The organism is Rhizocola hellebori (assembly GCF_016862955.1).
GTDB classification, from domain to species: domain Bacteria; phylum Actinomycetota; class Actinomycetes; order Mycobacteriales; family Micromonosporaceae; genus Rhizocola; species Rhizocola hellebori.
The window spans coordinates 32,062-45,283 of the sequence record NZ_BONY01000051.1 but is presented as its reverse complement, the minus strand read 5'-3'; the positions used below and the strand labels follow the sequence as shown (position 1 = coordinate 45,283).

Below are 13,222 nucleotides of genomic sequence, written 5' to 3'. Positions count from 1 at the left end.
GGCGACACAGGCCGCCGTTCCCGGGTTCAAGAGCCGGGGACGGCGGCCGAAATGTAGGCTCGACCGGGGAAAGCGCCATGGCGTTAAGGCATGGAGGTCGATGAGCCAGGATTGGCCCGCACGTGTGCGAAGGCTGGAGGAGGAGGTCGCCGGCTTGCGCCGGGCGATGCGTGCGCGTGGCCTTATCGAGCAGGCCAAAGGGATGCTGGCGGAACGGCTCGGCTGCGACCCGGAGGCCGCGTTTCAGGTGCTTTCGGCGCAATCGCAGCACACCAATACGCCACTGACCAGTGTGGCCGCCGACATCGTAGGAGTCGCGCCCCCTGCCGAACCCGTGTATACAGCCGAGCCGGGCCATGCCGGGCCGGAGCCGGTTCGCCTCACCGATCCTATGAACGCGCCTCAGCTACGAGCTGTCGTTGAGCCTGGCGAGTGGCACGGCTCGCTGCCCAGACATCAAGCACGCGGCCTGCGGCTGACCATGGCCGCCCTTGACGCCGCCGGCAATCTCGATGAGCTGGTGCATGCGCTGGCCCTCACCGACCTGCACGAGGAGAAGGACACGGCCGCGGCCATTTTCGTCGTCGAAGTCGATGGGGGGCTGCGGCTGCTGGCCGCGGTCGGCTGGCCGCCGCAGATCGTGAGCGCTTGGCGCAGAGTGCCGCCGTCGATCAACAGCACGGTCGGTTCGGCTGTGCGCATGGGCCGCCCGGTGGTCACCGATGGCGCCCCGCCGGACGACTACGTGTGGATCGGGCCGGGCACAGCGCGGATGGTGTTCCCGCTCGCCACCGATGGACGGGTGGTCGGGGCGCTGATGTTCGCCTGGCCCGACGGACGCAAGCTGGGCGAGCTGACCCGGCACTGCCTTTCCCTGGCCGCTGTGGAGGCCGGACGGGCGGCCAGCCGCCTGTGGCCCGCGTTCACGGCCGACAGCGCCGGTTCCAGCATCGATCTTGGATGGGTGAGGTCCATTTTGGACGGTATCACGGGCGATGCCCACCTCCTGCTGCCGCTGCGCGACGCTCAGGGCCGGGTCGCCGACTTCGTCGTCGAGGCGGCCAGCCGCAGCGCGGCCGAGGGCGACCCAGGCATGCTCGGGCGCAGGTTGCTGGACAGCGCACCGCAGCTGGCCGTGGACGGTATCTTCGACGCCTACGTCGAGGTTCTTGCCAACGGCGTGATCTGGGAAGGCGTCCACGGCGGCATAAAACGTAGAGCCATTCCAGTCGGCGGCGCTGTGCTCGCGTCATGGGAGCCGGCCGACCCCGACGGCGCGGATCGGCTGACCCGCCTGGAAGCCATGGGCGGCTTCGGCTGGGCCGAATGGGATCTCGACGGCGGCGAGACGACGTGGTCGGTTGGGATGTCGCGCATCTTCGGCCGCGTGAACAAGGCTCCGGTCGCGTTCGACGCCTTGATAAAGCTGGTCGAAGAGTCCCACACCGCGCGGATGGAGGCGTTCCAGGCGGAGCTGCTTGCCGGGCGCGACTCGGTGGTCGAGCTTCGGCTGACGCCCGCCTGCAGCTCACGTTGGGTGCGGTTGTTCTGTGAGGCGCCGAAGTCCTCTGGGCACAGCAAGCTGGTGCAGATGCTCGCCCAGGACGTCTCGGAACGCTACGCACGCGAGGAACGGCTGCGCAGCGTGCAGTCCCAGGCTGCCGCCGGAAGGTTGCGGCTTGCCTCCGAACAGGAGCTGACGGTAAGACTGGCCCAGACGCTGTATCCGCGGCCGCGCGTGGAGGCGGGAGGGCCGCGGGCGCGCGTGCTCGGCCAGCACTGGCATCCCAGCTCTGGACCGTTGCTGCGGGCCGATTTCTGCGAGGCGGTGCAACTGCCGGGCGGCAGGATAGTCGCCGTCATCGGTGACGTGTTCAGCACGGGAACGCTGGCGGCGGCCACGGCGGTGCGGCTGATCCGGCCGGTGATCGCCTTGGCCCGCGCCGAGCTGAGCCTCAAGCGCATCCTCGACGTCATGAACGCGGAGCTGCGCCAGGATAGGGATCCGTCATTGGCCAGCCTGCTGGTGACCGTCCTCGAGCCCTCCACCGGCGACTTTGCCTGGGCAAGCGCCGGGCACCTACCGCCGATTCTGTTGCGGGAAAACACTTCCCGCCAGCTATCCGGTGCCGCTGGACCGCTGCTTGGGCTGACCGAGACCGGCTACGTGCAGAAACGGGTCCGGCTCCAGCCCGGTGACACCGTGGTATGTTATACCGACGGCTTGGTCGACCAGGCCGCAGAGCACCCGCTGGCGCAGCTTCAGGAGGAGCTGTCGCAGACGCACCGCGAGGGCGGGGTCGAGGCGCTGTTGAGTGCCGAATTGCCAAGGCCGAATGTCGAGGCGTGCTTACTCGTGGCGGAATTTCGCGGCTGACCATTGCGCATGGCAATGGCAATGTCTATATACCTGCATGCCCGATGGGTGGAAAAGGCTTTATGAGATAGGCGATCCACTACTCATCGAATAGGAATAGCCCAACCCGCATGCTGCGCGTTTACCCAGTGATTGGCAACCCAAACATGACGGAATCGATTAAATGGCCGACGACTTGGGTAGGTGTTCAACATTGTGAGGAATACAGCCGCTGAGGATCCTGAGAAACCCCTCCGAATTGCACTGGTCGTGCCCCCCTACTTCGATGTTCCGCCAAGCGCATACGGAGGCGTCGAAGCTGTCGTGGCTGACCTCGCCGACGGCCTCGTCGACCGGGGCGAGGACGTCACGCTGATCGGCGCGGGCAAGGACGGGACGAAGGCCCGTCTGCGTACCGTATGGGAGTCAATAATTCCCGAACGCCTCGGCGAGCCATACCCGGAGGTCATGCACGCGATGCTGACCCGGCGGGCGGTCGAGGATCTGGTCGCCGCCCGCGAGATCGACGTGGTGCACGACCACACCTTTTCCGGCCCGCTCAACGCCGCCGTCTTCGCCCAGCTCGGGTTGCCGATGGTGATCACCGTGCACGGCCCGCTGAACACCGATCTGAGGCGCTACTACCGGGCGCTGGGCACCGACGTTTCACTGATCGCCATCAGCGATCGGCAGCGCAGCATGGCGCCGGAACTCAACTGGATCGGCACGGTCCACAACAGCCTGCGCCCGGCCGCGTGGCCATTCGCCAGCCGCAAGGACGACTACGCCCTGTTTCTGGGCCGGTTTCATCCAGACAAGGGAGTGCACCTCGCCGTCCAGGCGGCGCACGAGGCGAACATGCCGCTTGTCCTGGCCGGAAAATGCTCGGAACCGCTGGAGAAGCGGTACTTCGCGGAGCAGGTGGAGCCGCTGCTCGGGCCGAACGACAAGGTGGTCGGGATAGCCGACGCCACCCTCAAGCGCAAACTGCTGGTCAACGCGCGCTGTCTGCTGTTTCCGGTGCAGTGGGAGGAACCGTTCGGGATGGTGATGATCGAGGCGATGGTCTGCGGAACCCCTGTGGTCGCGCTGCGCGGGGGCGCCGTGCCCGAGGTGGTGGTGGATGGCGTGACCGGCTTCATCCGCGAACGCCCCGAGGAGCTGCCGGCCGCGATGCACGCACTTGACCAGATCGATCCCGCGGCCTGCCGCCACCATGTCGAGCAAAACTTCAGCGCGCCCACTATGGCGGCAGGATATGCGGCCGCCTATCGCTTGGCGCTCAAACACTCGAAGGTGATGCACGCAACGGCACGACACACGACAACGAAGCGCCGCAGCCTCGTCACTGGACGATGATGGAGGAATGACCACCCAGAGCCAAAGCACACCATTCAACACCGGCGAGCCCGTGCCCGTCGCGCTGGCGGGCCGGGAGCTGGTGACCATGGTGGAGGGCACGACCTTCTGCATCTGCATGCCCAGTGGCGACATCGAACCCGGTACCCCACAAGGATTATTCTTCAGGGATTCCAGGGTGGTGTCGCGCTGGCAGCTGCGGCTGGACGGGCTTGCGCCGCAATCGCTTTCGGTGGCCAACCCGGATAGCTACCACGGCCGGTTCGTGCTGCGCCGCCCGCCGTCGCCGGGCCAGGCGGACTCAACGCTTCTGGTCATCCGCCGCCGGATCGTCGGCGCGGGAATGAAAGAAGTGATCACACTGAGCAATGTCGGCCGGGAGGCCACCATGGTGCGGGTGGAGCTCCAGGTGGCGGCCGACTTCGCCGATCTGTTCGCGGTCAAGGAGGGCCGGGCCGCGGTCGCTGACGCCTACACCACCGCCATGCCGGGCAGCGAGCTCGTCTTCAGCCGCACCGACGGCTCCCGCGGCCTCTCCATCCACGCCACCCGCGAGCCACAGGCCAGCCCGGTCGGCCTGACCTGGGAAGCGGTCATCCCGCCAAGGCAGGAGTGGTCGGTCGAAGTGCTGGCTCAGCCGGTGGTGGACAGCCAGCCGGTAGAGCCGCGATTTCGCGACCTCACCGACAGCGGCCAGCCGACCGGCAAGTCCCCTTGGCTCAGCAGCGTCACCACCTTCAAGACCCACCATGCCGCTCTGGGCACTGTGCTGCAACGCAGCCTGCACGACCTGGACGCGCTGCGCATGGAGAGCCACCACGATCCCCAGCGGGTCTACATGGCGGCGGGCGCGCCCTGGTTCATGACCCTGTTCGGCCGCGACAGCCTGCTGACCGCATGGATGGTGCTGCCGGTGGACCCGAGCATCGCCATCGGCACCCTGCACACGCTGGCCGCCTTACAGGGCAAGGAAAACGACCCGCACACCGAGGAACAGCCCGGCCGCATCCTGCACGAGTCCCGCCTGGGGCCGGACAGCGTGACCGCGCTAGGCGGTCGAACCTATTACGGAACCATCGACGCCACACCGCTTTTCGTGGCGCTGCTCGGCGAGGCGTGGCGGTGGGGGGCCGACGAAGCCGACATCCGCGCCCTTCTGCCGGCCGCCGATCGGGCGCTGTCCTGGATGGAACGCTATGGCGACCGAGACGGTGATGGTTTTCTTGAGTACCAGAGAGCCACCGACCGCGGTCTGGCCAACCAGGGCTGGAAGGACAGCTGGGACGGGGTGACCGATGCCTCGGGCCGGCTCGCCGATCCGCCGATCGCGCTGGCCGAGGTGCAGGGCTACGCCTACGCCGCCTGGCTGGCCCGAGCCGAGATCGCCGAGTCGTTCGGCGACCGGGAGACCGCGAGCGCCTGCCGTGAACGGGCGGGCAAGCTCAAACAGCTTTTCGCCGAACACTTCTGGGTCGCCGACGGCGACTATCCGGCGCTGGCGCTGGACGGGCACAAGCGCCAGGTCGACTCGCTGACCAGCAACGCCGCCCAGGCCATGTGGAGCGGGATAGTCAGCGACGAACACGCCACGCGGCTGGTCGAGCGGCTGAGCCAAGCCGACATGGACAGCGGTTTCGGGCTGCGCACCCTCTCCGAGCAGGCGACCGCCTACAACCCGATGAGCTACCACAACGGCTCGGTGTGGCCGCACGACACCGCGCTCGGGGTGGCCGGCCTGATGCGTTACGCCCACATCCCCGGTGCGGTCGACCTGGCCCATCGCCTCGCCGACGGACTGATCCGGGCCGCGATGTCTTTCGAGGGAAGGCTTCCCGAGCTCTACTGCGGTTTCGAGTCGGACAGCTTCGGCGCGCCCATCCCCTACCCGACCTCCTGCTCGCCGCAGGCTTGGGCCAGCGCGGCGCCTTTCATGCTGGTGCGCAGCTTCCTTGGACTACACCCCGACGTGCCGCGCAAACATCTCCGGCTGACGCCGGATCTGCCCGCACACTGGGGTTCGCTGAGCCTGGACCGCCTCACCGTCGCCGGGCAGCGGCTGCGTTTGAGCGCCACACAACGGATGGTGCAGGCGATCCAGGTCCCGGATGGGTGGACAGTCGAATGACCGCCGCCAGGTCCTAGTCGGTCAGCAGCATCTCCCGCAGCTCCTGGAAAGCCTTGGCCAGCAACCGAGACACGTGCATCTGCGAAACGCCGATCATCGTGGCGATCTCGGCCTGGGTCAAGTTGTCCATGAACCGAAGGCGAAGGATCTGTTGTTCACGCTCGGGCAGCCTGGCCACCACCTCGTGCAGCGCCAGCCGATCGGGCACCAGCTCCAGCTCCCGGTCTTGTTCGCCCATCATCTCGCTGAGCTCGATATCGCTGCTTCCGGGCACCAGATCGCTTAGCGAGCGGGTCGAATAGGCGCCGGCGCAACGCATTCCCTGACGTATATCTTCCTCGTCGATCTCCAGGAATCCGGCGAGGTCGGCCGTCGTCGGCGTGCGCTGCAGCCGCTGGCTCAGGTCGGGGATGGCTTTGATGATGCGCAGATGCAGCTCCTGCAACCCGCGGTTGACCCGCACTGTCCAGGCCTTGTCGCGGAAATGGCGCTTCAGCTCCCCGATCATTGTCGGGACGGCGTAGTGCACAAAGTGCACGCCGCGTTCCGGCTCGTAGCGATCGACGGACTTAATCAAACCGATCAGCGCGACCTGTACCAGATCTTCGAGATCCTCGCCCCGGCGCTGAAACTTCAGCGCGGTGCGGCGCGCCATCGGGGTGAACGCGGCGATCGCTTCGGTGCGTAGCCGCGGCAGCTCCGGGTCGTCCGCCTTCGCTTCACACAAGCGTTGCAGCGCTTCGTCCGCAAGCAGATCTGCCTCATGCAAAGTGTCGATGGAAACGGAAACCACTTTCCATTCACCGCCATTACTTGGCCTAGCCGTGATGACATGACTGGACGTGTATGGACAGCAGCTGCACCCCTCTGCTGGAGTGCCCTCATGATCGGCGGGCGACTTCACCGCCGTCTCCCGTCAGTCTATGGCGGCCAGCCGACTCCACACAACTTTTCCGTGCCCCACGGCGGCCCAACCCCAGCTGTCCGACAGCTGCCCCACCAGCTGCAGCCCGAAGCCCCTCGGATCGGCCTGGGGCGGTGGCAGCACCCGGGGGCTGAGGTCGCGCACGCTCAACTCCAGCGAGCCGTCCCGCAGCCGCACGGTCACCATCAGCTCTGTACGCGCGTGGGTGACGCCGTTGCCGACCAGCTCCGAGATCAATAGCTCGGCGAGGCGCTTGGGGCGGCGCAACCCCCACTCCTGACAGGCTTGCGCCACGAGTTCGCGAGCGCGGGCGCACGAGTCCGGATGCGGCGGCAGCGCGGCCTGACGACGTTCACCCGGGATGAGGGCGCTGCGGGCGGCCAGCGCGCTGTCGACCGAGGCGAAGCTGGGGATCAGCAGCTTTTCCTGCGCGGTGCTGCGGCCGCCGGCCAGCGCCACCTCGGCACCGGGCCAGTCGCCGGCGCGCTGGTGAAGCTCGCCGAGCCAGCGCCACCCGTCGACGTCATAGATAAGTTCAGAGCATTCGATGATCATCGCGGTGGGCATCTCCGCCAGGCAATCCCACAGGATCGAGTCGGCGGCGGCCGTCGACTGCGCGTCGAGGCTTCCGGCCAGCACCACCACCGCCACCGGGAAGCGCATGTCCACCCGGGACTGCAGGGTGGACATCAGCCTTCCTTTGCCAGATCCATACCTGCCCTGTTCCCACGGATCATGGCGGATATGCCAGGCCCATGGATTTTCATGTTGCCGGGTTGTCATCGGCCGGCGGCGCCAGCAGCGGACCTACCCCGGTCACGTCGAGGACCTTGGCCACCCATTGCCGGGCGCCGACAACGTAGAACACTCCGCCGCGACCCTGCGACGAGCGGTACGCCTGAACCAGCGAGCGAATTCCGGTGGAGTCCAGGAAGGTGACCTCGGACAGGTCCACCCTCACCTCCGCGGCCCGCACGACCGCCTCCTCCAGCGACTCGGCGAGTTTGTCGGCCGTGGCAAGGTCGATATCGCCTGCCACCTTGACAATGATGCGGCCGCCATCAGGCACGTGATCCACGCTGAACATGCACACTAAAGTACGCTGTCCGCGGTCGCGGCCGGTCGCCCAGGGCCGATCTGACCCGAACGCCGCAGCGGGACGACCCATACGGCGGTGCCGTAGGCGCACACCTCGTTCCACACATCGGTCACGGCCCGGTGGTCGAAACGCATCGCCACCACGGCGTTGGCGCCCGCGCCCGAAGCCTGGTTGAGCATGTGCCGAATGGCTTCCACCCGGCACCCGGCCATCAGGTCGCGCCGATGCTCGGCGTCGGTGGAGTGGCCGTCTGTCAGCGACTTGAGGCCTTCCACGTAAGGACTTCGGCTTCGGGCTGCGACACCAAGGACCGGCCCCAAAACCCTTTCTATGCGGTACCCAGGCATGGCTTCGGTCGTCGTCACGAGAACGTGGGAGGCCTTCACAGATCGCCTTTACCCGAATGCCAGAAATGTCAAACAAGCCGTTTTGGCTGGGAAGGGTCGGGGTACCACCAGGTCCGAGCAAGGAGAAGGGAGAGCAGGATGTTTGGTAAGCGAACTCAGGACATCAACGGCGTCGCCAACGAAAAGTGGCACGAGCTCGTCGAGACGCTCGGCTCCACGGAAGCGGTCCGGCGCGCATCGGGCGCCTGGGATGTTCTTGCCGGCCGGCCCACCCCCACCCGGGCCTGGCCAGTGCTACGTGCGGCTGCGCTCGGCGTCGCCGCCGGCTGGGTGGCCTCCGAGTTCTATCGCCGCCGGCAACCACAGATCGATCAAACCATCGAACAGACGATGGACAAGGTCGGCAACGAACTCCGCGGAGCGAAGCACCAACTCGACGAGCGGATCGCGAAGGCGAAGGCCACCCCCGGTAGCCCCATGGACAAGGCCAAGGCCGCCGTTGGCCGCACCAATGCCAGCAACGGCATGACCGAATCCGGATACCTCGGCTGAGGGTAGCCACCCCAAACCGTCCCGGGGCCGCCGGTCAGGTCCGCCACGTAGCCGGCCGGTGGTCCCGGGACTTATTGTGCCGCAACAACAATCAGCCGTCCGTGCCAACGGTCTCGGGTGCCAGGCCCAGATGATGGACCAGGACGAGAAACGCTGCCGCGTAAGGAGAACTCTTGGTGTCCTGGCGCACCTGCACCCAATTGATCTTTTCCCGCAGCGAGCGCGCCATCTGCAGGCCCGGCGCGAAATCGCAGTAGTGCTGGTCGTAGGTGAGCAGCTTGTGCACCATGAGCTGGGTGGCCGAGAGCACGGGCAGGCTCAGCGGCCCCACGCTCATCATGCTCGCCTGTTCCAGGGTCTCGTCGCTGACGGGGATCTCGATCGGGCGGTAGATGAGATCGACGAGCTGGCCCCCGTCGTAAGCCTTGACCAGCCAGTCCTCCGGCGGGTGCTCGATGCGGAAACCCGCGTCGGTGAAGGCGGAGACGATGGTCTCCAGATCCTGGTGCCGGACAAGGAAATCGACGTCATGGTCGCTGGAGGCGCCGCCGTGGGCGTAGGCGGCAAAGCTTCCGGCCAGGGCGAAGGGGACGCCGGTCGCCTTGAGGATGCTTCCCGCCCGTTTCAGGGTGAGCAGCAGTTCATCCGCGTATGCCTGTTTCACCCATGGGGGATACCCGCATGGTGGAGCCGGTACACGCCAGGACGCCGGGGTAACCGGCCAGGTTTAGGGATCTATGTTCACGGATATCACGGGACGTACTCGATGAGCGCGCATCACCAAAGCCGCCGAGACCGCCAAGGACTGCGCAGAGCCCGCGGTGGTCTCGGCTTAGTTCGCCGCGCCGGCCATGTCCCCAGTCGGCGCGGCGAACTCCCCTTGCTCCAGCAGCCTTTTGGACTAACGTGTCCGCATGGCTCTCGGGCGGACTGTCGTGCTGGGGGCGGCCATGATGGCCACGTTCAGCGCGTGCGGCTCGCAGGAGCCGCCGTCGGACCGGCTCGCCAACGTCGCCTGGCTGCCCTTTCTCGCGCATTGCCCGATCGGCGAGGCACATGGTTTCGGCATGAAGATCGATAGCGTCGTCAAGGGCGAGCTCACCGGCGATCAGGTCCCGGACACCCTGGTCATTGACAGCTGCGACTCACCAACCGGGTCGAACCCGCAGACGGTCGAGGTCTTCGACGGCGCTTCAGATCCGGCCGCGCCGGCCAGGCTCGGCATCCTGATGGCACAGGACCCGGACTATCCGCGCAAAATGCAGGTGACCGTGCGTCCGGACCGGACAGTCGTCGTCAAGGCGCTCGGGCTGCAACCCGAGTCGCCCCGCTGTTGCCCCGACCTGGAGATCGTGGCCGAATTCGCCTGGCGTGACGGCACTTTTGTCACGCTCACCCGGCAGACCAGACCCGTCTGATCCGCGGCACGGGTGCACGGCCGCCGTTGCCCATCGCCATGGGATGGGCAACCCCCGTATCACCGGCGGTCGTCGCTTGCAGATTGTCGGGCATCGCCCTTGCCAATTTCTTGCCATCGGTGGCTGGGCATCTCTAATTTTCTTGCCACCCCTTTCGCCGCGTCGCTACCATTCGCCTCGACCCGGCCCCGGCGCTCGTGGAAGGACGTCAACGTGGTCGAGTTTGCTCTGCTCGGAGCGGTTCGAGCCAGCCACGACGGGCAGCAGGTGGAGCTCGGCCGTCGCCAGGAGAGGTGTGTGCTCGGGCTGTTGCTGCTGGAAGCGGGCAAGGCCGTGCCCACCGAGCGGCTCATGGATCTGCTTTGGGGCGACCCGGCGCCGGCCGCGGCAAGGTCCACATTGCACAGCTACCTGGCCCGGCTGCGGTCGCGTTTGTCGCCCCTTGGGGTGCGGCTGGTGACCCGAGGGTCCGGCTACCTGGCCGATGTCGATCCGCAAACCGTTGACGTGCACCGCTTCCTGGCCGCGCTGGGCGCCGCGCAGCAGCACGCCGACCCGCAGGCCAGGGCGCAGATCCTGGGCGATGCCCTCGACCTGTGGCACGGCCCGTTGCTGGGCGACGTCGCCGACGAGCACCTGCGCAACCGGGTGGGTGCGCGCCTGGCCGAGCAGCGGCTGACCGCATTGGAGCTGTGGGCCCAGGCCGAGCTGGCCATCGGCGGGCACGCCGCGATCATGTCCCGGCTCACCGAGGTCGTGCAGGCCAACCCGATCCAGGAAAAGCTGGCCGCGCTGCTGATGCGGGCCCGTTACCAGGGTGGCGACGTGGCCGGGGCGCTAGCGGTCTTCGTCACCCTGCGCGACACCCTCGCCGACCAGCTCGGCCTCGAGCCCGGCCGGGAGCTGGACGAGCTTCACCTGGCCATCCTCAACCGGCGCACTCCCGCGCCGGTGCACGCCGCGGTGCGGGTCGCGGCCGCGGCGCCGCCGCGCCAGCTGCCGCTGGACGTTCCGGTCTTCACCGGCCGGGCCGCCCAGCTCAACCTGCTGGACGATCTGCTGCCTGGCGTCACCGCGCCAGCCGCGGGCACGGCACAGCGGACAGTGGTGATCACAGCCATCGCCGGAACTGCCGGTGTGGGTAAGACCACATTGGCCGTGCACTGGGCGCACCGGGTGTCGGGCCGGTTCCCCGACGGCGAGCTCTATGTGAACCTGCGCGGCTTCGATCCGGCCGGCAGCGCCATGCGGCCGGAAGAGGCGGTGCGCGGCTTCCTTGACGCGCTCGGCGTCGAGCCCCACCGCGTGCCGGCCGGGCTGCAAGCCCAGTCCGGCCTGTTCCGCAGCCTGCTGGCAGACAAGCGGGTGCTGGTGATTCTCGACAACGCCCGCGACGCCGATCAGGTCAGGCCGCTGCTGCCCGGCTCACGCGGCTCGGTGGTGCTGGTGACGAGCCGCAACCAGCTCACCGGCCTGGTCGCCACCGAGGGTGCGCACGCGATGACACTCGGCTTGCTCAACCCCACCGAAGCCAGACAGCTGCTGGTCAGCCGGCTGGGCCAAGCGCGCATGACGGCGGAGCCGCAGGCAGCGGCGAAGCTCATCGAGCTGTGCGCGGGGCTGCCGCTGGCACTGGCGATCGTGGCCGCCCGGGCCGCGGCCCAACCCGACTTCGGCTTGGCGGCGCTGGTCACCGACCTGTGCACGGCGCCGGGCAGCCTGGACGCCTTCACCGGCAACGACCTTGCCACCGACATCCGTGCGGTTTTCTCCTGGTCGTACGAGTCACTCAGCCCCGACGCGGCCCGGCTGTTCAGGTTGATGGGGGTGCATCCGGGGCCGGACATCTGCCTTGCCGCAGCGGCGAGCCTCGCCGGGTGGAGCACCGTCCACACCCGACAGACGATGGATGAGCTGGAACGGGCCCATCTGGTCAGCAGGCAGCCGCCCGGCCGCTACAGCTTCCACGACCTGCTGCGTTCCTACGCGCGTGAGCTTGCCGCCGCGGTGCAGTGGCGTGATGATGCCCACACCGCCCTGCACCGGCTGCTCGACCACTATCTGCACACATCGCATCGGGCCGACCTGCTGCTGGATCCCTTCCGCGACCCGATCCAGCCCGCCTCGCCGGTGGCGCAGGTGTCACCGGAACAGCTTGCCGATCATCAAGGGGCTCTTTCGTGGTACGCGGCCGAGCACGCGGTGCTGCTGGCCGTCATCGAAGCCGCCTCTTGCCACGGCTTCGACACGCATGCTTGGCAACTGTCCTGGACCCTGGCGAACTATCTGGAGCGCCGCGGGCATTGGCAGCACTGGGTGGACACGGTCACGGCCGCCCTGGGCGCGGCGGTCCGCCTGGGCGACCGGTCGGCCCAGGCCCGCCTGCACCGAAGCCTCGCCCGAGCGGACGCCCGGCTGGGCCGGTATGACAAGGCGCATCAGCATCTCACCAACGCGCTGCGGCTCTATCGAGCTCTTGACGACCGGGTGGGACAGGCCTACGCGCACCTGAACATCAACGTGGTCTTCGGCGCGCAGCAACGCCATCATGAGGCGCTTCACCATGCCACGACGGCATTTTCTGGGTACGAGCAGGAAGGCCACCTGGTGGGGCAGGCCCTGGCGCTCAATTCGATCGGCTGGTGCCATGCCCAGCTGGGCGACTTCGAGCAGGCGCTCAAGCACTGCCACGCCGCGCTCGAGCTGCACGACCAGCTGGGTGATCATTCCGGCGAGGCTGACACCTGGGACAGTGTCGGCTACGCCTACCTCGGTCTGGGCGACCTGCACCTGGCCGGCCACGGATACCACCGGGCGCTGCGGCTGTTCCGCTCCCTCGGCGACCGGTTCAACGAGGCCAGCACCCTGATCCGGCTCGGCGACATCGGCCAGGCCCAAGGCGATCCGGCCGCCGCCCGCGACTCGTGGAAAGCGGCCTGGAAAATCCTTGATGCGCTGGACCATCCCGACGCTGACCTGGTGCGCAGGAAGCTCACCACGCCTTTGAACGCGACCGTATGAGCCGACCCACACGGTGGCCC

11 protein-coding genes are annotated in these 13,222 nt (G+C 67.5%); 6 read left to right on the top strand and 5 right to left on the bottom strand.

Translation table 11 applies throughout. The features are described from left to right. Positions 1-100: 100 nt before the first annotated feature. The 3 genes from Rhe02_RS32740 to Rhe02_RS32730 all read left to right on the top strand — a co-directional run bounded on the left by Rhe02_RS32740 (position 101) and on the right by Rhe02_RS32730 (position 5,840). Positions 101-2,377, top strand: coding sequence for a SpoIIE family protein phosphatase (locus Rhe02_RS32740; protein WP_203912302.1), 2,277 nt, complete (start codon positions 101-103; stop codon positions 2,375-2,377). A 183-nt stretch (positions 2,378-2,560) separates the two neighbouring features. Next, positions 2,561-3,715: a glycosyltransferase family 4 protein gene (locus tag Rhe02_RS32735; RefSeq protein ID WP_308442039.1), complete on the top strand. Its 1,155-nt coding sequence runs from the start codon at positions 2,561-2,563 to the stop codon at positions 3,713-3,715. Between the two features lie 7 nt (positions 3,716-3,722). Beyond that, positions 3,723-5,840, top strand: coding sequence for an amylo-alpha-1,6-glucosidase (locus tag Rhe02_RS32730; protein WP_203912300.1), 2,118 nt, complete (start codon positions 3,723-3,725; stop codon positions 5,838-5,840). Positions 5,841-5,853: 13 nt separating this feature from the next. Here the strand turns inward: Rhe02_RS32730 and Rhe02_RS32725 are convergent, their stop codons facing one another. From Rhe02_RS32725 to Rhe02_RS32710, 4 genes are all read right to left on the bottom strand, one after another. After that, entirely contained in the window at positions 5,854-6,633 is a 780-nt protein-coding gene (locus Rhe02_RS32725) for a SigB/SigF/SigG family RNA polymerase sigma factor (RefSeq protein WP_239124206.1), read from the bottom strand. A 123-nt stretch (positions 6,634-6,756) separates the two neighbouring features. Beyond that, complete coding sequence (locus Rhe02_RS32720; protein WP_203912299.1) at positions 6,757-7,455, bottom strand: ATP-binding protein; 699 nt, start codon at positions 7,453-7,455, stop codon at positions 6,757-6,759. A gap of 73 nt (positions 7,456-7,528) precedes the next feature. Continuing rightward, entirely contained in the window at positions 7,529-7,852 is a 324-nt protein-coding gene (locus Rhe02_RS32715; protein WP_203912298.1) for an STAS domain-containing protein, read from the bottom strand. 5 nt (positions 7,853-7,857) lie between these two features. Continuing rightward, complete coding sequence (locus Rhe02_RS32710) at positions 7,858-8,250, bottom strand: YbjQ family protein (protein WP_203912297.1); 393 nt, start codon at positions 8,248-8,250, stop codon at positions 7,858-7,860. 99 nt (positions 8,251-8,349) lie between these two features. Between Rhe02_RS32710 and Rhe02_RS32705 the strand changes: the two genes are divergently transcribed. Then, positions 8,350-8,763 carry a hypothetical protein gene (locus Rhe02_RS32705; RefSeq protein WP_203912296.1) on the top strand — a complete coding sequence of 138 codons (414 nt, stop codon included), beginning with the start codon at positions 8,350-8,352 and terminating at the stop codon, positions 8,761-8,763. 91 nt (positions 8,764-8,854) lie between these two features. On the opposite strand, the gene Rhe02_RS32700 is transcribed toward Rhe02_RS32705, so the two are convergent. Further along, positions 8,855-9,427: a nucleotidyltransferase family protein gene (locus Rhe02_RS32700; RefSeq protein WP_203912295.1), complete on the bottom strand. Its 573-nt coding sequence runs from the start codon at positions 9,425-9,427 to the stop codon at positions 8,855-8,857. A 250-nt stretch (positions 9,428-9,677) separates the two neighbouring features. Here Rhe02_RS32700 and Rhe02_RS32695 point away from each other — a divergent pair, with 250 nt between their 5' ends. Together Rhe02_RS32695 and Rhe02_RS32690 are read left to right on the top strand one after the other, a co-directional pair. After that, on the top strand, positions 9,678-10,181 hold the full coding sequence (locus tag Rhe02_RS32695; protein WP_203912294.1) for a hypothetical protein: 504 nt from the start codon (positions 9,678-9,680) through the stop codon (positions 10,179-10,181). Positions 10,182-10,394: 213 nt separating this feature from the next. Further along, on the top strand, positions 10,395-13,202 hold the full coding sequence (locus Rhe02_RS32690) for an AfsR/SARP family transcriptional regulator (protein WP_203912293.1): 2,808 nt from the start codon (positions 10,395-10,397) through the stop codon (positions 13,200-13,202). The last annotated feature ends 20 nt before the right edge of the window (positions 13,203-13,222 follow it).